Raw genomic sequence first — 19,125 nt, forward strand, 5'->3', positions numbered from 1 at the left:
CCCAACCGGCGCGCGGGCACCTAGGCTGCCGCCGGGATCCACCACCGCCAGGGAGTAGAGGGTGAGCGCTACACCGACGCCGCCGTTCGTGCCGCCGGACACCGTTCCACCGGGCGGCCCGCCGGACGCCCCTGAGCGCCCCGCGACGAAGAAGGCGCCCACTGCGCCCGTCGCCGTGTCGCTGGTGGTGCTGCTGGTGGTCTTCCTCGGCGCCATCTCCGGCGTCGCCCGGCTGTTCGTCTGGCTCGACGGGCTGGGCCTCAACCGACTACTGGTCGTGATCGCCGCCATCGCCATCGGTGTGGTCGGCGTCTTCGTCCTCTTCCGCGTCCTCGACCTCGCGGTCAACCAGTTCCCCAAGGACTGGCGTGAGTCCGTGCGCCCGTGGGTCTTCGTCGGCCCCGCTCTCGTGCTGCTGAGCATCTTCCTGCTGTACCCGGCGGTGAACACCGTCGTGGTCAGCTTCCAGGACGCCACGGCGACCGACTGGGTCGGCTTCGACAACTACCAGTTCGTGTTCAGCGATCCGGCCATGCTGCGATCGATCCGCAACACCCTGGCCTGGATGGTGATCGTCCCGGCCTTCGGTGTGGTGATCGGCCTGGTCTTCGCGGTGCTCGCCGACCGTCTGCCTCGGGGGGAGTCGCTGGCCAAGTCGCTGATCTTCCTGCCGATGGCCGTCAGCTTCGTCGGCGCCAGCGTCGTGTGGGCCTTCATCTACGACCACCGCCCCTTCGGCAACCAGACGGGGTTGCTCAACGGGCTCCTCGTCGGACTCGGACAGGACCCGGTCAGCTGGCAGGCCATCACGCCGTGGAACAACCTGTTCCTGATGGTCATCATGATCTGGACCCAGACCGGGTTCGCCATGGTCATCCTCTCGGCCGCGATCAAGTCGGTCCCCGACGACATGCTCGAGGCCGCGCGCATCGACGGCGCGACCGAGCTCCAGGTCTTCCGCCGCATCATCGTGCCGTCGATCATGTCGGCGATCGTGGTCGTGGCGACCACGATGGTCGTCAACGTCCTCAAGGTCTTCGACATCGTGTACGTGATGGGGTGGCCCAACTCCGAGGTCATCGCCGAGCGCATGTACCGCTGGTCCTTCGCCTTCCGCAACACCGGACGGGGCGCCGCGGTCGCCGTGCTGCTGTTCCTCGCCGTGGTCCCGGTCCTGATCGTGAACATCAAGCGGTTCCGCGCCGAGGAGGAGATCCGATGAGCGCCGTCACCGAGGCCCCGCCGGCCCAGACGCCTCCCGAGGAGCCGCAGGCCAAGCGCAAGGGTGGATCGGCGCGTCCCGGCGGCGAGGGGGGGTGGCTGGTCAAGCTCGTGGTCCTCGCGGTGGTCCTGCTCTGGATCATCCCGACGCTCGGGCTCTTGATCTCGTCCTTCCGCCAGCGGGGCTTGGTCGAGTCCGAGGGTTGGTGGACGGCCCTGGCCAACCCGTTCGACACCGCGCAGTGGACCTTCCAGCACTACGCCGACACCCTCGGTCGTGGCCGCGGGTTCGGCAACGCCTTCTTCAACAGCCTCGCGGTGACGATCCCGGCGACGGTGATCCCGATCACCATCGCTGCCTTCGCCGCCTACGCGTTCTCGTGGATGGAGTTCAAGGGCCGCGAACTGCTGTTCGTCGGGGTCGTCGGCCTGATCGTCGTGCCGCTGCACCTGGCTCTGATCCCGATCCTGCGCCTCTACACCTCGGGCAGCCTGTTCGGCATCCCGCTGTTCCCCCAAGGGCTCGTCGGTACCTACCCGGCGATGTGGCTCGCCCACACCGGCTTCGGGTTACCCCTCGCGATCTACCTGCTGCGCAACTACATCGGGTCGCTGCCCTCGTCGATCATCGAGTCGGCGAAGGTCGACGGCGCCAGCCACTGGTCGATCTTCACCCGTCTGGTGGTCCCGTTGTCGGTCCCGGCCCTGGCCGCGTTCGCGACCCTGCAGTTCCTGTGGGTCTGGAACGACCTGCTCGTGGCGATCGTCTTCCTCGGCGGCACCCCGGACGTACGCGTCGTGACCGTGGCGCTCGCCGAGATGCAGGGCGCCTACGGGCAGAACCGCCACCTGCTGCCGGCCGCCGCGTTCATCACGATGATCCTGCCGATGGTGGTGTTCTTCAGCCTCCAGCGGTACTTCGTCCGCGGTCTGACCGCGGGCGCGGTCAAGGGCTGACGTGCACCCACGTTCGGAGCCGCTCAGCCTGCGGGGACGCTGGCTGGCGATCATCGCCGCGTCCGCGCTCTACCAGTTCAGCTACTGGCCGCTGTTGGCGGGGACGGCGGTCGCGGACGGGGCAGGGGCCGGGCTCATCGCGCTCGGCCTCGCGCTGGTGCCCCTCGTCTTCCTGACCGCGGCGTTCGGCTCGCGTCACCCCAACGCTGCTGGCGCGACCCTGCGTGCCATGGGCTGGTTCCTGGTGGTCGGCCTGCCGCTCGGGGTGCTCTTCGTGCCGATCCTGGGTGCGGCGGTCGGCGTGGCGCTCGGGAGCGCCGTCGCCCTCGCACCCCTCGAGACGATCGCGACCCGTCGTGCCCGCTACTACGCCGTGGCCGGGGTGGGTGTCTACCTCACCGTGCTCGTCGTGCTCGTGCCGGGGTTCGCGATCATCTCGGCGGCGGTCCTGCCGATCGCGATCCACGGCGTGGTCGACCAGACGCTCGAGGAACGTCACCTGCAGCGCGAGCGCGCCGCCCCGCGCGACTGAGCACAGCAGAACGCCGCCCCGCGGACGGGGCGGCGTCGGTGCTGCAGGCGTTCGATCAGGCCTTGTCGGCGCGGACCTTGACGGTCGGGCGCGTGACCTTGCCAGCCTTCAGGCACGACGTGCAGACGTTCAGGCGCACGGTGCGGCCGTCGACGGACGCCTTGACCCGCTGGATGTTCGGGTCCCAGCGCCGCGACGAACGCCGGTGCGAGTGAGAGACCTGCTTGCCGAACCAGGGCTTCTTGTCGCAGAGGTCGCAGGTGGACGGCATCGCGGTCCTCCGTGGGTGCGGCCCGCCGGCTGGGACGCGCGGAGGCGCATCTCGGGCAGCGTGGAGCGGGCGGGGGAACGAGGGGGTCGGCCACGAGCGGGCCGTGGACGGGGTGAGGCTACCAGCCGCGCGCGCGGCCGGCGACCGGCGCCCTCGCGGGGCGCACGCGGGCGCCTCCAGTGGGGACCGGCACCGCTCGGACCCTCGGCACGACCCCTGGCTACGCTCGGGCCGCCGGCCGCGGACGCGGCCGGACGTGCAGGAGCGGCACCGTGGACGAGTCCTGGCAGGACACCGGGGCGGACGAGCCCCGTCGGTCCGATGGCTCTGATGGCTCCGACGCCGCGCCGCGCGACCACGGGGCGCCGCTGAGCGCGGTCGAGCTGCCGGTGCTGCTCGAACGGGTCCACGCCGCGCTCGCGGTCCAGCGTGAGCGGATCGACGAGCTCAACGTCTTCCCCGTGCCCGACGGAGACACCGGCACGAACATGACGCTGACCGTGCAGGCGGGGCTCGAGGCGCTCCGGGCCGGCCGGCACGCCGACGCCCAGGCAGCGGCACGCGCGGTGACGCGCGGCGCCGTCCGGGGCGCCCGTGGCAACTCCGGGGTCATCCTGTCCCAGATCCTCCGGGCGGTCGTGGACGTGGTGACCGGACATCCGATCGTCGACGCGTCCCTGTACGCGGCGGCGCTCGACCGGGCGCGCGTGCTCGCCTACGACGCGGTGGCCCAACCGGTCGAGGGGACCATCCTCACGGTCGTCGCCGCAGCCGCCGGCGAGGCGGCCGCTGCGGTCGCCGAGGGTGACGACCTCGTCGAGACCTCCGATCGGGTGTGCGCAGCCACCCAGCGCGCCGTGGATGCGACCCGCGACCAGCTCGACGTGCTCCGCGACGCCGGCGTGGTCGACGCCGGTGCCCGCGGCTTCGAGGTCCTGGTGGCCGCCGTGCACGCCCACCTGACGGGCGAGGACCCACCGGCCGCGCAGGACCACGCCGACGTGGCCAAGGGCCCGTACCAGCTCGAGTGCGACGCCACCGGCTCGCTGTCGTACCGCTACGAGGTGCAGTACCTGCTCGACGCGCCCGACGACGTTGCGCCGGGCCTGCGCGACCGGCTCGAGCTGCTCGGGGACTCGGTGGTGGTCGTCGGTGCCGGCGACGTGCTCAACGTGCACGTCCACACCGACGACGTCGGAGGCGCGATCGAGGAGGGCCTGGCGCTCGGCCGCCCGTCCGAGATCAATGTCACCCACTTCGGCGACCAGATCGCGGCTCGGCATGCGGACACGCCGGTGGCCACCGTCGGGGTGGTGGCGGTGGTCTCGGGCCCGGGCGTGCACGAGCTCGCCACGTCGCTCGGCGCGACCACCGTGGAAGGGGCCGCCGGCCGCCTGCCGTCCGTCGCGGACCTGCTGAATGCATGCGGCGACGTTCGCGCCGAGACCCTCGTGATCCTCCCGGGTCACCCCAACGCTCTCCCGACCGCGCGGCAGGCGGCGGACGTGGCCGTGGCCGAGGGTGGCCGACCCTTCGAGGTGGTGGACGACGCGACCGCGCTGCCGGCGGTGCTGGCGGCCCTCGCCGTCCTCGACCCCGGCGCACCTGCCGACGGCGTGCTCGAGGACCTCCGTGCGGCTGCTGCCGCCGTCCGGTGCGGCGAGGTCGTCCCCGCCGTCCGGGACGCCGACACCCCCATCGGTCCCGTCACCACCGACCAGCCGCTCGCCGTCGTCGGGGGCCGGGTGGTGGCGGCGACCGACGACCCGCTGGACGCACTCGCGGCGGTGCTCGACGAGCTGGGCGCGGGTGATGCGGAGATCGTGACGCTGCTGCTCGGCCGTGACGCTCCCCGCAGCGAACGTGAGCGAGCCGAGGAGCTGGTGCGCAGCACCGCGACGGCCGCCGACGTCGAGGTCGTCGATGCCGGCCAGCACCCGGCGCGGTACGCGGTGGGCGTCGAGTGACCGCTGCACCTGGCGGGGGCACGACGGAGCCGGTGCAGCTGACGCTGGACGATCCGGTCTCGGCCGTGCCGGGGGTGTCCTCGACGGTCGCGTCCCGGCTGCGCAAGCACTTCGGCATCCGCACGGTCCACGACCTGCTCGAGCACCACCCACGCAAGCACCACGACGCGGGTGAGGTGCTCGACCTGTCGGAGGTGGCCGTCGGTGAACCTGCCACCCTCATCGGCACCATCACGGACTGGAGCATCCGGCGCATCCCGAAGGGACGCCGCACCCTGACCATCGCGGTCGCCCGCGTCCGCCAGGCGTCTGGCGCCAACTTCGAGGCCACGTTCTTCAACCAGGAGTGGCGCCGCCGCCAGCTGCCGGAGGGCACGGTCGCCGCGTTCTCGGGCAAGGTCGAACGCTTCCGCAGCGCCCTGAAGGTCTCCAACCCCGACACCCAGGTCCTCGGCCGCGTCCGGGGTGGCGCGGGCGCCGGCGTCCCCGACGACCTGTCCGCGCTCGAGCACCAGCGCCTGCTGCCGGTGTACCCGGCGGTCGCCGATCTCCCGTCGTTCAAGATCGTGCCGCTGGTCGAGCACGCCCTGGACGGCCTGCCTCCGATCCCTGACTGGTTGCCGGACGCGTGGCTCGATGAGCTCGACCTGCTCACCCTCGACGACGCGCTCCGCCAGCACCACCTGCCGCCCGACCGCGAGACCGCCCGGGCGGCCCGCCGACGGCTCGTCTTCGACGAGCTGTTCGCCCTCCAGCTCGGTCTCCAGTGGCGGCGCGCCCACCTCGAAGCCGGGACCGTCGGTCTGGACAACTCGCCCGTCGATCTCGGCCACGGCGACGAGTTCCTGCGCACCATGCCGTTCGAGCCGACGGGAGCCCAGCAGCGGGCCTTCGCCGAGATCGCCGAGGACCTGCGCAGCAGCCGCCCGATGCACCGCCTGCTCCAGGGCGACGTCGGGTCGGGCAAGACGGTGGTCGCCGTCTGGTCGCTGCTGAACGCCGTCGACCACGGGCGGCAGGCCGCCCTGATGGTCCCGACCGAGGTCCTGGCCGAGCAGCACCACCGCACCCTCACCGAGCTGCTCGCGCCGCTCGGGGTCAACGTCCTCGACGGGCTGCGCATCGAGCTGCTGACTGGCTCGTCCGGGGTGGCGCACCGACGCCGGGTGCTCGGCGAGCTGCTGACCGGGGACGTGGACATCGTCGTCGGCACGCACGCGCTGCTCGAGGAGGGGGTGCGGTTCGCCGACCTCGGGGTGGTCGTCATCGACGAGCAGCACCGGTTCGGCGTGTCGCAGCGGGTGCAGCTCAAGGAGAAGGCTGGCGACGGCGACGGGCGCGAGGTCCTGCCCGACGTGCTCGTGATGACGGCCACGCCCATCCCGCGGTCCCTCGCGCTGACCCTCTACGGCGACCTCGACGTGACCGTGCTCGACGAGCTCCCGCCTGGTCGTGAGCCGATCAAGACCACGCTGATCACCCCGGATCAGGCGCCGCGTCGAGCTGGGCTGTACGCCTTCATCCGGGACGAGGCGAAGGCCGGCCGCCGGGCGTACGTGGTCTGTCCGCTCGTCGAGGAGGGGGAGGTCGAGGCGACCAACGTCACCGATCACCACGCCCACCTGTCGACCGACGTCTTCCCCGACCTCGAGGTCGCGCTGGTGCACGGCCGCATGCGACCGGACGCCAAGGAGTCGGCGATGGCGCGGTTCCGTTCGGGCGAGGCGCAGGTCCTGGTGTCGACGACGGTCATCGAGGTCGGCGTCGACGTGCCCGAGGCCACCGTCATGGTGATCGAGGACGCCGAACGCTTCGGCATCAGCCAGCTGCATCAGTTGCGGGGTCGGGTCGGCCGCGGTGGCGGTACTTCGTACTGCGTGCTGTTCGCCGGGTGGCACGGCGAGCTCACCGACGACGCGAAGGAGCGGCTCGAGGCGGTTGCGGCCACCACCGACGGGTTCGTGCTCGCCGAGACCGACCTCGGCATCCGGGGCGCGGGACAGCTGTTCGGCAAGGCCCAGAGCGGGATGCCCGACCTCAAGGTCGCCGACCTCCGCCGCGATGAGGCCACCATCGCCCTCGCCCGTGAGCGGGCACGGGCGGTGGTCGCCGCCGACCCGGACCTGACCGACCACCCCCGGATGCGGGCCGAGGTCCTGCGCCGCTACGAGGGTGGGCTCGAGGCGTTCGCGGCGCTCCAGACCGGCTGACCCGCGCCGAGCCCGGAGCGCCGCGACGGCGTCACTCGACGGTGACCGCCTTCAGGACGTCGAGGCGCGACGCCCGCCAGGCGGGGAAGACCGCGGCGATCACGCCGGCGATGACGGCGACCACGGCGTAGGCGATCAGTTGACCGCCCGGCAGCACCAGCCGCTGCACACCCTCGTCGGCCAGGGCCTGGACGACGGCCCAGCCGAGGAACGTGCCGACCGCGATGCCGAGCACCGCGCCGAAACCGGCCACGATCACCGACTCCCACAGCACCATCCGACGGGTCTGCCTCCGCTCCATGCCGACGGCACGCAGCAGCCCGATCTCGCGGGTGCGTTCGATGACCGCCAGGGCCAGGGTGTTGGTGATCCCGAGCAGCGCGATGATGATCGCCAGGAGCAGCAGTCCGAGCATCAGGTTCAGGACGGTGTCGATCGACGCCTCCTGCGCCTCACGGAACTCCGCCTGGTCCTCGACGCGGGCGCCGGGTGCCACCGCGACCGCGTCGTCGATGGCAGCCCGTGCGGACGCGAGGTCGCCGTCGGCGCTGGCGAGCAGCGCGAGATCGACCCCACGCGTCGTCCCCTCGGCCAGCCCCTCGAGCGACAGCAGGTAGCCCGTGCCGACCAGGTCCGAGGTGGCGTACAGGACCGCCACCTCGTAGGCCACCTCGGTGCCGTCGCGGAACGTCAGGGTGAGCTCGTCACCCACGCCGAGGTCGCGTGACGTCGCGACGTCCTCGAGCAACGCGATCTGCCGGGCACCGAGGGCGGTGAGGTCGCCCGAGGTGTCACCCAGCGCGATCAGGTCTTCGACGACGGCGACGTCGACGGCGACGAGGGTGAGCACGTCCTCCCCGTCCGACGCCTGGGCCATGCGCAACGGCGTGACCGCGCCGATGGCCGGGTCCGTGGCGAGGTCCTCACCCACCGACGTGGGCATCGGCTGTGGGGGCATCGCACCGCCGCCCTGCTGGACGATGAAGTCGGCCCGGAGCTGGTCGTTGAGGGTGTCGGCCACCGCTCCCTGCACGGAGGCGGTCAGGATCGAGACCGCGGACACCAGCGCGAGCCCGATCATCAGCGCCGAGGCGGTCGACGCGGTCCGGCGCGGATCGCGCCGGGCGTTGCCGCGGGCGATCCGGCCCGGTACCGACAGACGAGCCGGGCCAGCCCCCAGGACGCGGGCGAGCGGATCGGCCAGCAGCGGGGCCAGGAGCGACACGCCGATGAAGGCGAGCGCTGCGCCGAGCCCCACGACGGCGAGCGGTTGCGGGACCTGGCCGGTCAGACCGACGACGAGGAGCGCCCCGCCACCGACAGCGAGGACGGCGCCGGTGATGGTTCGGCGGGTGAGCGAGGCTGATGGCGCGGTCGCGGCACCACGCATCGCCTCCACCGGCGCGACCCGGCTGGCCCGCCGTGCCGGCAGGATCGAGGCGGCGACGGTGACCACGACCCCGACGAGGTAGGACGCCACGATCGTGCGGGCGGCGAGGACCGTGCCCCCGGCGGGCAGCGACATCCCCGCAGCTTCGAGCAGGACCGGCAGGAGCCGCGCGAACCCGATCCCGAGCAGCAGACCGATCGTCGAGGCGACGACGCCGACGAGCAGCGCCTCGAACAGGACGGCGGTGCGGACCTGCCGGCTCGATGCTCCGACGGCCCGGAGCAGCGCGAACTCGCGCGATCGCTGGGCGACGATGATCGAGAAGGTGTTGGCGATCAGGAAGGATCCCACGAAGAGGGCGATACCGGCGAAGGCGAGCAGGACGGTGGTCAGGAACCCCAGCGCCTCGCCGATCTCGGCGGACTCGTCGGCGGCCCGATCCGTGGCGGTCGTGACCTCCGCGTCGACGCCGAGGTCGCGCACCGCGGCGGCGACGGTCTCACGCAGCGCCGCCGGGTCACGGGACCCGTCGCCGATCAGGGCGAACTCGTCGATCTGCCCCGCCTTGTCGAACAGGTCCTGGGCGTCCTCGATCGTGAAGGTCGCGATCGTCGCACCGAGGAGGTTGTCGGAATCGCCGAAACCGGTCACGCCGACGAGGGTGAAGCTCGTGATGCCCTGGGGCGCCGCGACGTCGACCTCGCTGCCGAGTTCGAAGTCGTGAGCCTCGAAGGTGCTGACGTCCATCGTCACCTCCCCGGCCGAGCGAGGCTCACGGCCCTCCCGCAGGGTCAACGGGTTGGCGGTGTCGCTCCAGTTGAAGCCGAACGACGGGGCGTGGCTGACGACGGGCTCGCCGGTGGGGTCGATGAAGGTGGCGGGACCCTCGACGCCGGGGACCACGTCGGCGACGCCGGCGATGGCGACGAGGTCGTCACCGAGCCGCTCGTCGAGGGTGGGCCGGCCGCCGGCCTCGAACTCGGCGGCGGAGATGTCGAAGCTCGCTCCCGCGCGGACGTAGACGTCTGCGGTCTCGTACACGGTCCCGAGCAGGTCGTCGAAGGCACCCTCCATCGAGTCGGTCAGCACGAAGGCGCCCGAGATGAAGGTCACGCCGAGCACGACCGCCAGGGTCGTCAGGAAGAAGCGGAGCTTGTGGCCGAGCAGCCCTTTGACCGCGACGCGGAACATCAGCGGTCCCCCAGGGCGCCGGCGTCGCCGGTCCCCGGGGTGTGCTCGTCGGCCTCGAACCGCTTCATCCGGTCGAGGATCGCGTCCGCCGTCGGGGCGGTCATCTCGTCGACGACACGGCCGTCAGCGAGGAACAACAGCCGGTCGGCGTAGCTGGCGGCGGCAGGGTCGTGGGTGACCATGACGGCGGTCTGGCCCGCGGTCCGTGCCGCGTCCTGGAGGAAACCGAGCAACTCGGCGCCGGAACGGGAGTCGAGCGCACCGGTCGGCTCGTCGGCGAAGACCACGGCAGGTCGCGTGACGAGGGCGCGTGCGGCGGCGACACGCTGCTGCTGGCCACCCGACAGCTCCGCGGGGGAGTGGTGGAGCCGGTCCCCGAGCCCGAGCGTGGCGGTGATCTGGTCGTACCAGGCCCGATCGACGTCGGCGCCGGCCAGGTCGAGCGGCAACGTGATGTTCTCGGCCGCGGTCAGGGTCGGGACCAGGTTGTAGCTCTGGAACACGAACCCGACCTGCTCGCGCCGGAGCCTGGTCAGCCGACGGTCCGAGAGTTCATCGGTCCGGACCCCGTCGATCTCGACGGAACCGGAGGTGAGCCGGTCGAGTCCCGCGGCGCAGTGCAGGAGGGTCGACTTGCCCGATCCCGAGGGGCCCATGATGGCGAGGAACTGCCCGCGAGGGACCTCCAGGTCCACGCCGTCGAGGGCGCGGACCTCGGTCGCGCCCTCGCCGTAGACCTTGACCGCGCCGGTGACGCGGACGGCTGGGTCGGTGGTGGTGGCGGGGAGAACGGTGCTGCTCGGAGCGGTCACGTCGAGCTCTTCCGGTCGGTGGGCCCCGAGCATCCGCGGGGCCGTCGACGCCCGACCTTACGTACCGCCCGGTACCGCGTCGTCCCCTCAGGGTGGATCTGGGGGTCATCCCGGAGGATGAGGCCCGCACTCGGACGCGCCGAGTAACGTCCCACCGCGTCGATCCAGCGAGCCCACGCGATGCCTGCCGTGCCCCGCGTCACGGACGCGCAGCGCCGCGCGCGGCTTGTGCGCAGACACCACCTCGACGGGTCGGCCGCCGATGCGGTCGCCGCGGTCGCGGCGGTCATCGCGATGCACGCGTCCGATCCGGCCACGCCGTTCCTCGGTGTCCGTGCCCGGGTGGCGGGGGTGACCCGTAACGCGATCGCGGCTCCGCTGTACGAGGACCGGACCCTGTGGCGGTTGCACGCCGTCCGGCGCACGCTGTTCGTCGCGACGGTCGCGGACGCCGTCGTGCTCGAGGCTGCGGCGGGCCGGGACGTGGCTGCCAGGGAGCGGCGCAGGCTCGAGGGCTGGCTCGCCGCGGAGCTGGGCGCCGACGCGGTGCCGGGCTGGCTCGAGGAGGCCGCGACGCAGGTCCTGGCGGTGCTGGCTGACGGGGTGCCTCGCGCGACGACCGGGCTGACCGCCGCGGTCCCCGCCCTCGCCACCGAGGTCACGCTCGGTTCCGGCCGGTGGGTACAGCGAGCGCCGGTGTCGTCACGGCTGCTGTTCGTCCTCGCCATGGAGGGAGTGATCGTCCGCGCTGCGCCGGCAGGTACCTGGCGGTCGAGCCAGTACCGCTGGGCGGACACCGAGCGTTGGTTCGGATCACGACCCGCCCGCATCGAGGACCCCGGCGACGGTCGTGCCGCGCTCACCGGGCGGTACCTGGCCACCCACGGTCCCGCGACGCTGACCGACCTGCGCTGGTGGTCGGGCTGGACCGCCCGCCAGGCGACCGCGGCGCTGACCGCCGTCGACGCCCGCGCCGTCACCCTCGAGGACGGGGGCGAGGCGTGGATCCTGCCCGGCGACGAGGTCGCGACCGACCCGGATCAGGGCGGTGTGGTGACCCTGCTCCCGGCGCTCGACCCCACGCCGATGGGCTGGAAGCAGCGTGACTGGTACCTCGGCGCGGTCGACGGGGTGGCCGCGACCCAGCTGTACGACCGGAACGGCAACGTCGGTCCGACGGTGTGGCTCGACGGTCGCGTCGTCGGCGGGTGGGCGGTCCGCGGCGACGGCACGGTCGTCCACCGGCTCCTCGAGGACGTCGGTGCCGACGCGGCGGCAGCGGTGGAACGCGAGGCGGCCGCGCTGACCACCTGGCTCGCGGGCACACCGGTCACCCCCCGGTTCCGCACGCCGCTGGAGCGTGAGCTCACCGCCTGACCGCGAGGCGTGGTGGCCGGCGGTAGCGTCGCCGACGACCGATGGGAGGCGGCGTGACGCACTGGCCAGCGACGACCCTGCCGTACGGGGTGGTGCGCACCGGCGACGGTCCGCCGCGGCCGGCGACCGCCGTGGGCGGCGACGCGATCGACCTCGCCGGTGCGGCGCGGGCCGGACTGCTCGACGGGGCGTTCGACGATCCGCTGGCGACCCTCGACCACCCGACGCTCGACCGGTTGCTGGCTGCCGGTCCCGACGCGTGGTCGGGCCTGCGGGCCCGGCTCCTCGACCTGCTCCACGACCCGGCTGCCGCGGATCGGATCGCGCCGCTGCGACGCCCACTCGCCGACGTGCAGCCGGTGCTCGCGTGGACGGTCGCCGACTACGTCGACTTCTACAGCTCGCGCGACCACGCGCGGAACGTGGGGCGGATCTTCCGACCGGACGCCCCGCAGCTGCCGGCCGCGTGGGACCACCTGCCGATCGGCTACCACGGCCGCGCCGGCACGGTCGTGGTCTCGGGCACCGAGGTGGTGCGGCCGACGGGGCTCCGGCGCGACCGCAGCTCGGGCGAGGTGGTCAGCGGCCCGAGCCGCCACCTGGACCTCGAGGTCGAGCTCGGCTGGGTCGTCGGCGTCGGCAGCGACCTCGGCACGACGGTGCCGACGACGGCCTTCGCGGATCACGTGTTCGGGGCGGTGCTGGTCAACGACTGGAGCGCACGCGACCTGCAGGCGTTCGAGTACGTGCCGCTCGGCCCGTTCCTCGGCAAGTCGTTCGCGACGTCGGTCGCCCCCTGGATCGTGCCGCTCGCCGCGCTCGAGCACGCCCGCATCCCCCCACCCGACCCGCCGGTGCCGCCCGCCCACCACCTCGCACCAGCGGGGGACGGCTACGCGATCGACCTCGAGCTGGCGATCGCTCCGGACGGGCAGGCCGGCACGGTGGTCGCCACCCCGCACGCGGCGGGGCTGCGGTGGACACCGGCGCAGCAGCTCGCGCACCTGACGAGCAACGGGGCCTGCCTGCGTTCCGGGGACCTCTACGCGTCGGGCACCGTGTCCGGCCCGACCCGCGAGGAACGCGGCAGCCTGCTCGAGCTCACCTGGGGGTGGACCGAGGATGTGGTCGTCGCCGGTGGCTCGCGCCGCGACGGCCTGCACGACGGGGACTCGGTGATCATCCGGGGCACGGCCCCGGGGGTCGACGGTGCGGTCGTGCCCCTCGGTGAGGTCAGCGGACGCATCGCGCCCGCGGCCGGCAGCGACCCCCGGAGCGACCGCTAGCGTCGCGACGCGGACCAGGAAGGGAGCGCGACGTGGGTGAGGTGGAGGCGGGCCAGCTGCTGTGGGAGCCGCCGCCGGATGCGCGGGCGACCTCCCGGATGGGGCGGTTCCTCGATCGGGTCGAGGAGCGGCACGGCCTGTCGCTGCCGACCTACGCCGAGGCGCACGCGTGGTCGGTGGCGGACCTGGACACGTTCTGGGCCGAGGTGGCCGACCAGTTCGAGGTGCGGTTCTCCACCCCGCCGACGGCCGTCCTGGCGGATGCCTCGATGCCGGGGGCGGTGTGGTTCCCCGGAGCGCGGCTCAACTACGCCGAGCAGGCGCTGCGCCGCCGCGGGGACCAGGCCGCGATCGTGGGGCGCGGTCAGACCAGAGACGAGGTGACCCTGACGCGCGACGAGCTGGCCGATCAGGTCGCCCGTGTCGCGGCTGGTCTCCGGCGGCTCGGGGTCGGGTCGGGCGATCGGGTGGTGGGCTACCTGCCGAACGTGCCCGAGACGATGGTGGCGTTCCTGGCGTGCGCGAGCATCGGTGCGGTGTGGTCCTCGTGTGCGCCAGAGTTCGGGGTGACCGCGGTGGTCGATCGGGTGCGCCAGATCGAGCCGACCGTGCTGTTGGTGGTGGACGGGTACCGGTACGGGACCAAGGACATCGACCGGGCCGACGAGGTCGCCAGGATCCGTGAGGCGCTGCCGACCCTGCGTGCGACGGTGCTGCTGCCCTACCTCGACGCGACCGTCGACGAGGACCGCTTCCCCGACGTGCACACCTGGGCGGAGCTGACGGCCGAAGCTGCCGACCTGACGTTCGAGCCGGTGGCGTTCGACCACCCGTTGTACGTGCTGTACAGCTCGGGGACCACGGGGTTGCCGAAGGCGATCGTGCACGGCCACGGAGGGATCCTGCTCGAGCACCTCAAGATCCTGGGTCTGCACCACGACCTCGGTGAGGGGGAGGTGTTCTGCTGGTTCACCACGACCGGGTGGATGATGTGGAACTACCTGGTGTCGGGCCTCCTCGTCGGCGCCACGGTGGTCACCTTCGACGGCGACCCGGGTCACCCGGACCTGATGACGCTCTGGCGGTTGGCGGCCGAGACCGGGTGCACGGTGTTCGGGGTGGGCGCGCCGCTGCTGATGGCCAGCCGCAAGGCGGGACTGACCCCGGGCGCGGACCTGGACCTGTCGGCGCTGCGCAGCGTCGGGTCCACGGGTGCGCCGTTGCCACCCGAGGGGTTCGCGTGGGTCTACGAGCACGTCAAGGACGACGTGCTCCTCACCAGCGCCTCGGGTGGGACCGACGTGTGCAGCGCGTTCGTGGCCGGTGCACCGCTGCTGCCGGTGCACGCCGGGGAGATCCCCGGCGCGTGCCTGGGGGCCGACGTGCAGGCCTTCGATCGGGAGGGCCGACCGGTCGTCGGCCAGCGTGGTGAGCTGGTCATCACCCGGCCGTTGCCGTCGATGCCGGTCGGGTTCTGGGGGGACGAGGACGGTTCGCGCTACCGCGCCGCGTACTTCGAGGACTTCCCAGGGGTGTGGCGCCACGGCGACTGGCTCGAGGTCACCGCCGAGCGCGGGACCATGGTCATCACCGGCCGGTCCGACGCCACCCTCAACCGTGGTGGGGTCCGGATGGGCACCAGCGAGTTCTACGCCGTGGTCGAGGACGTGCCGGGCGTGGCCGACAGCCTCGTGGTCCACCAGGACGACGCCGACGGTGGGCCGGGCACGCTGTGGTTGTTCGTCGTCCTCGACCCGGGGACCGACCTCGACGACGACCTGCGCCGGAGCTTGGCGGCCGCGATCCGCAGGGGCCTGTCGCCCCGTCACGTCCCGGACGTCGTCCAGGCCGTCCCCGCCGTCCCGCGGACCATCTCCGGCAAGAAGATGGAGGTCCCCGCCAAGCGGCTGCTCGAGGGAGAACCCCTCGAGGTCGTCGCCAACCCCGGTGCGATGCAGGACCCGACGGCCCTCGACCCGTTCGTGGAGCTGGCCGCACCGGGGTGACACCGTGGGTGTCAGTCGGTCGGAGGCGCCGGCTGGCCGATCGTGCGCTCCAGCGGCGGGGGGCCGTCGAGCGGGCACGTCACCGGCGGCGCATCGAGCTCGGAGGTCGCCAAGGCGTCGTCGCGCAGGAGCAGCCACGCCACGGCGCCGCCGAGGACCGCCAGCGCCGCGGTGAGACGCATGGCGATGGGGAAGCCCGCCGCCATCGCGGCCGGGTCGTCGTAGGCGTCACCGGCGAGGCCGGCCGCGAGCGGCAGGATCGCGACCGCCAGCAGCTGCGCCGTCCGGGACACCGCGTTGTTGACCGCGCTCGCGACGCCCGCCTGCTCGTCCGGCGCCCCGGCCAGGGCCGTCGCGGTCACCGGCGCGACGATGAGGCTCAGCCCCAGCCCGAACACCACGACGCCGGGCAGGACACCCGTGACGTAGCCGTCGCCCGTGCCGACGGTCCCGAGGAGCAGCATCCCGACCGCCAGGACCAGGGCACCGGCGGTGAGCGGTCGTCGCGGACCGACGCGTTGCGCCAGAGCGCCGGCGCGGCCGGACAGGAGCAGCAGGAGCACGGTCACGGGGAGGGTGGCCGCGCCGGCCTGGACGGCGCGGTAGCCGAGCGCGGTCTGCAGGTGGACCACGAGCAGGAAGAAGACGCCGCCGAGCGCCGCGTAGACCACCAAGGTCACCGCGTTCGCCGCCACGAACGTCCGGCGCCGCAGCAGCGCCGGTGGGACGACGGGCGCAGCGGCGGCGTGCTCGATCGGGTGCAGCGAGAGCAGGGCGACCACCGCCAGACCTGCGGCCAGCCAGGCGGTGGCGTCCATCCCGTCGCTGGCGCGCAGGAGGGCGAACGAGCCGGCGGCCAGCGCCACGGTGATCACCGCGGCTCCGGCCAGGTCGAGGGGGTGGTCGCGCGCCCGCGGATCGACGGTCTCCGGCACGACCCGGAGCGCGAGTGCGGCCGAGACCAGCGACAGCGGGACCACGAGCCAGAACACCGCCGGCCACCCGGCGACGTCGACGAGCCACCCGCCGACGACCGGACCGGCGGCCGCCCCGACGCCGCCGAACGCGGACCACCGCCCGATCGCGGCGGGCCGGTCCGAGGGGGCGAAGCTGGCCTGGATGATCGCCAGGCTGCCGGGGGTCACGAGCGCGCCGGCGGCCCCCTGCAGCGCACGGCCGGCCACGAGCCAGCCGAGCGAGGGCGCCAGCGCGCACAGCGCCGAGGTGACGGCGAAGGCCACGAGCCCGATGACGTAGATCCGGCGTCGACCGAAGCGGTCTCCCAGCGTGCCGCCGAGGAGGAGCAGCGCAGACAGCGTCACGAGGTAGGCGTTGACCACCCACTGGAGGTCGGCCAGGTCCGCCGTGAGATCGCGTCCGAGGGTGGGGAGCGCGACGTTGACCACGGTGGCGTTGAGGAGCACGACCGCGGACCCGAACACGACGGCCACGAGCGCGCTGCGCCCCGCCGCCTCGGAGAGGCGGAGCCGGTCGGCGGGAGCGGCGGCGGTCGACACGGGAGCAGCGTCGCCGCTCGTCACGTTCCGCGCCGCGGACCTGAGCCGTGCGTACGCTCCGACGCCGCCCGTCGGCACGTGGCGCCCGCGCCGCTGCCCACCGACCGCCCCGGAGCCGCCGTGACCGTCGCCCACGATCCTTCGCACCCCGACCGAGCGGTGGCGCCCCCCTTCGCCGAACGGCGACCCCACACCCTCGAGCGGCTCGGTGGGGCGGTCGACGACCCGTACTTCTGGCTCCGTGACCGCGAGGATCCCGCGGTCACCGCCTACCTCGAGGCCGAGAACGAGCACGCCAAGGCCTACCTCGACCCCCTCACGGATCTGGTCGAGACCGTCTTCACCGAGATCAAGAGCCGCATCGAGGAGGACGATGCCTCCGCACCGACGCTGCGCCGCGGCTGGGCCTACTACCGGCGCACGCTGGCCGGGAAGCAGTACCCGGTGCACTGCCGCCGACCCGTGCCGGACGAGTACGTCGACGCGGACGTCGCGGACGTGCCGATCGAGCTGCGACGCGCCGTCGACCCGCTGTCGCCCCCGGACGACGAGCAGATCATCCTCGACGAGAACCTCGAGGCAGGTCGCCTCGCCCCTGGGGCGGGTTCGGGCGACGCCGAGCACTTCAACCTCGGTGGGCTGCACGTCAGCCCTTCCGGTCGCTACGCGGCGTGGCTGGTGGACACCACCGGGTCCGAGGTCTTCGAGATCCGCATCCGCGACCTCGAGACGGGCCAGGACACCGGCGAGATCGTGCCGCGGGCCGGGTACTCGCTGGCCTGGTTCGAGGACGACGCCGCGTTCCTCTACACCATCACCGACGACGCGTGGCGGCCGCACCAGATCTGGCGTCACGTGCTCGGTACCGACGCCTCCGAGGACGTGCTGGTCCACGAGGAGCCGGACGAGCGGTTCTGGCTCGGCATCGGCAAGCTCCGGTCGCGCGCGATGCTGACGATCGGGGCCGGCAGCAAGATCACGTCCGAGACGTGGCTGCTGGACGCCCACGACCCGTCGGCCGCGCCGGTCCTGGTGGCGGCTCGCGAGACCGGCGTGGAGTACGACGTCGACCACGACCCGGCCCGCGACCGCCTCGTGATCGTGACCAACGCCGACGGCGCCGAGGACTTCCAGGTCGTCACCGCCAGCGTGCCGACGGCCGACGATCCGGACGCCGCGGCCAGGGCCCGGTGGCAGCCGCTCGTGCCGCACCGGCCCGGCATCCGTGTCGAGGGGGTGGCCTGCTTCGCCGACCACCTCGTCATCGCCGAACGCACCGAGGCCCGCACGCAGGTGCGCCTGCTCGACCCGGCGACAGGGGAGGGGGACCGCCTCGAGGTCGACGAGGAGGTCTCGTCGGTCGGGATGGGACCGAACCCCGAGTACACGACCCGGACCCTGCGCTACGGCTACGGCTCGATGACCACGCCGGTCCAGATCGTGGACGTCGCGCTCGACGGCCACCGCCCGAAGCTGGCGACCAAGCAGGTGGTCAAGCAGCAGGGCGTCCGCGGCGGGTACGACCGGGACGACTACGTCAGCTGGCGGGACTGGGCGACCGCACCCGACGGGACCCGGGTGCCGATCTCGCTCGTGCGGCGGGCCGACACGCCGCTCGACGGCTCGGCTCCCTGCCTGCTGTACGGCTACGGGGCGTACGAGATCTCGCTCGACCCGTCCTTCTCGGCGGCGCGGCTGTCCCTGCTCGACCGCGGGGTGGTCTTCGCGATCGCCCACGTCCGCGGCGGTGGTGAGATGGGCCGGCGCTGGTACGAGGACGGCAAGTTCGCCGCCAAGCCCAACAGCTTCTCGGACTTCGTGGCCTGCGCCGACCACCTGGTCGAGGGCAAGGTCACCGCCCGCGACCGGCTCGCGATCCGCGGCGGCTCGGCGGGGGGCCTCTTGATGGGCGGTGTGCTGAACCTGCGGCCGGACGTCGCCGCGGCTGCGGTCGCCGAGGTGCCCTTCGTCGACGTGGTCTCCACCATGTCGGACGCCTCCATCCCGCTGACCGTCATCGAGTACGACGAGTGGGGCGATCCGACGGACCCGGAGTTCGCCGAGGTGATGGCCTCCTACTCGCCCTACGACAACGTCCGGCCCGAGCCCTACCCGGCGATGCTGGTCACCGCCGGCCTGAACGATCCGCGGGTCCAGTACTGGGAGCCGGCCAAGTGGGTCGCCAAGCTGCGCGCGACCACCACCGGCGGCGGCCCCTTCCTGCTCAAGACCCAGATGGGCGCCGGCCACGGCGGTCGCAGCGGTCGCTACGACGCCTGGCGCGACGAGGCCGAGGTCCTCGCCTTCGTCCTCGATCGCACAGGGGCGGTCTGAGTCGTCGCGTGGTTCGATCGGTGGCACCGTGGCAGCAGTGACCGACCGTGGTAC

13 protein-coding genes are annotated in these 19,125 nt (G+C 73.0%); 9 read left to right on the top strand and 4 right to left on the bottom strand.

Annotation, left to right across the window (positions count from 1 at the left end; translation table 11 throughout):
* The first annotated feature begins 61 nt into the window (after window positions 1–61).
* The 3 genes from NITAL_RS11825 to NITAL_RS27285 are packed head-to-tail and all read left to right on the top strand — an operon-like array spanning window position 62 to window position 2,710.
* A complete protein-coding gene (locus NITAL_RS11825) occupies window positions 62–1,222 on the top strand; it encodes a carbohydrate ABC transporter permease (RefSeq protein ID WP_211262363.1) in 1,161 nt (386 codons plus the stop codon).
* A complete protein-coding gene (locus NITAL_RS11830) occupies window positions 1,219–2,178 on the top strand; it encodes a carbohydrate ABC transporter permease (protein ID WP_083441489.1) in 960 nt (319 codons plus the stop codon). Before NITAL_RS11825 ends, NITAL_RS11830 begins: the two co-directional genes overlap by 4 nt.
* 1 nt (window position 2,179) lies before the next feature.
* Window positions 2,180–2,710, top strand: coding sequence for a hypothetical protein (locus tag NITAL_RS27285; RefSeq protein WP_052666401.1), 531 nt, complete (start codon window positions 2,180–2,182; stop codon window positions 2,708–2,710).
* 55 nt (window positions 2,711–2,765) lie between these two features.
* Here NITAL_RS27285 and rpmB read toward each other — a convergent pair whose 3' ends face one another.
* A complete protein-coding gene (gene rpmB / locus NITAL_RS11840) occupies window positions 2,766–2,981 on the bottom strand; it encodes a 50S ribosomal protein L28 (RefSeq protein ID WP_052666402.1) in 216 nt (71 codons plus the stop codon).
* 272 nt (window positions 2,982–3,253) lie between these two features.
* Between rpmB and NITAL_RS11845 the strand changes: the two genes are divergently transcribed.
* Together NITAL_RS11845 and recG are read left to right on the top strand one after the other, a co-directional pair.
* Window positions 3,254–4,948, top strand: a complete 1,695-nt coding sequence (locus tag NITAL_RS11845) for a DAK2 domain-containing protein (protein ID WP_052666403.1) — start codon at window positions 3,254–3,256, stop codon at window positions 4,946–4,948.
* 32 nt (window positions 4,949–4,980) lie between these two features.
* Window positions 4,981–7,158 carry an ATP-dependent DNA helicase RecG gene (gene recG / locus NITAL_RS11850; protein WP_052666404.1) on the top strand — a complete coding sequence of 726 codons (2,178 nt, stop codon included), beginning with the start codon at window positions 4,981–4,983 and terminating at the stop codon, window positions 7,156–7,158.
* Window positions 7,159–7,189: 31 nt separating this feature from the next.
* Here recG and NITAL_RS11855 read toward each other — a convergent pair whose 3' ends face one another.
* Window positions 7,190–9,739 (bottom strand): ABC transporter permease, encoded by a 2,550-nt coding sequence (locus NITAL_RS11855; protein ID WP_052666405.1) that lies wholly within the window; start codon window positions 9,737–9,739, stop codon window positions 7,190–7,192.
* The gene (locus tag NITAL_RS11860; RefSeq protein WP_083441493.1) at window positions 9,739–10,584 is read right to left on the bottom strand and encodes an ABC transporter ATP-binding protein; all 846 of its coding nucleotides are present in this window, start codon (window positions 10,582–10,584) and stop codon (window positions 9,739–9,741) included. Before NITAL_RS11860 ends, NITAL_RS11855 begins: the two co-directional genes overlap by 1 nt.
* A gap of 147 nt (window positions 10,585–10,731) precedes the next feature.
* Here NITAL_RS11860 and NITAL_RS11865 point away from each other — a divergent pair, with 147 nt between their 5' ends.
* The 3 genes from NITAL_RS11865 (at window position 10,732) to NITAL_RS11875 (ending at window position 15,220) form a co-directional block, all read left to right on the top strand.
* The gene (locus NITAL_RS11865) at window positions 10,732–11,928 is read left to right on the top strand and encodes a winged helix DNA-binding domain-containing protein (protein WP_083441494.1); all 1,197 of its coding nucleotides are present in this window, start codon (window positions 10,732–10,734) and stop codon (window positions 11,926–11,928) included.
* A 53-nt stretch (window positions 11,929–11,981) separates the two neighbouring features.
* Window positions 11,982–13,214 carry a fumarylacetoacetate hydrolase family protein gene (locus NITAL_RS11870; RefSeq protein ID WP_211262364.1) on the top strand — a complete coding sequence of 411 codons (1,233 nt, stop codon included), beginning with the start codon at window positions 11,982–11,984 and terminating at the stop codon, window positions 13,212–13,214.
* A 98-nt stretch (window positions 13,215–13,312) separates the two neighbouring features.
* Entirely contained in the window at window positions 13,313–15,220 is a 1,908-nt protein-coding gene (locus NITAL_RS11875) for an acetoacetate--CoA ligase (protein WP_052669628.1), read from the top strand.
* Between the two features lie 11 nt (window positions 15,221–15,231).
* Here the strand turns inward: NITAL_RS11875 and NITAL_RS11880 are convergent, their stop codons facing one another.
* Window positions 15,232–16,737 carry an MFS transporter gene (locus tag NITAL_RS11880; protein WP_083441495.1) on the bottom strand — a complete coding sequence of 502 codons (1,506 nt, stop codon included), beginning with the start codon at window positions 16,735–16,737 and terminating at the stop codon, window positions 15,232–15,234.
* A gap of 120 nt (window positions 16,738–16,857) precedes the next feature.
* Between NITAL_RS11880 and NITAL_RS11885 the strand changes: the two genes are divergently transcribed.
* A complete protein-coding gene (locus NITAL_RS11885; protein ID WP_169786827.1) occupies window positions 16,858–19,071 on the top strand; it encodes a S9 family peptidase in 2,214 nt (737 codons plus the stop codon).
* Window positions 19,072–19,125 lie beyond the last annotated feature (54 nt).

Source organism: Nitriliruptor alkaliphilus DSM 45188 (assembly GCF_000969705.1).
GTDB classification, from domain to species: domain Bacteria; phylum Actinomycetota; class Nitriliruptoria; order Nitriliruptorales; family Nitriliruptoraceae; genus Nitriliruptor; species Nitriliruptor alkaliphilus.

Coding starts and splice junctions, on each gene's coding strand:
- NITAL_RS11830 (WP_083441489.1), top strand. CDS start 1,219: ATGAGCGCCGTCACCGAGGCCCCGCCGGCCCAGACGCCTCCCGAGGAG.
- rpmB (WP_052666402.1), bottom strand. CDS start 2,981: ATGCCGTCCACCTGCGACCTCTGCGACAAGAAGCCCTGGTTCGGCAAG.
- NITAL_RS11855 (WP_052666405.1), bottom strand. CDS start 9,739: ATGTTCCGCGTCGCGGTCAAAGGGCTGCTCGGCCACAAGCTCCGCTTC.
- NITAL_RS11860 (WP_083441493.1), bottom strand. CDS start 10,584: ATGCTCGGGGCCCACCGACCGGAAGAGCTCGACGTGACCGCTCCGAGC.
- NITAL_RS11865 (WP_083441494.1), top strand. CDS start 10,732: ATGCCTGCCGTGCCCCGCGTCACGGACGCGCAGCGCCGCGCGCGGCTT.
- NITAL_RS11875 (WP_052669628.1), top strand. CDS start 13,313: ATGGGGCGGTTCCTCGATCGGGTCGAGGAGCGGCACGGCCTGTCGCTG.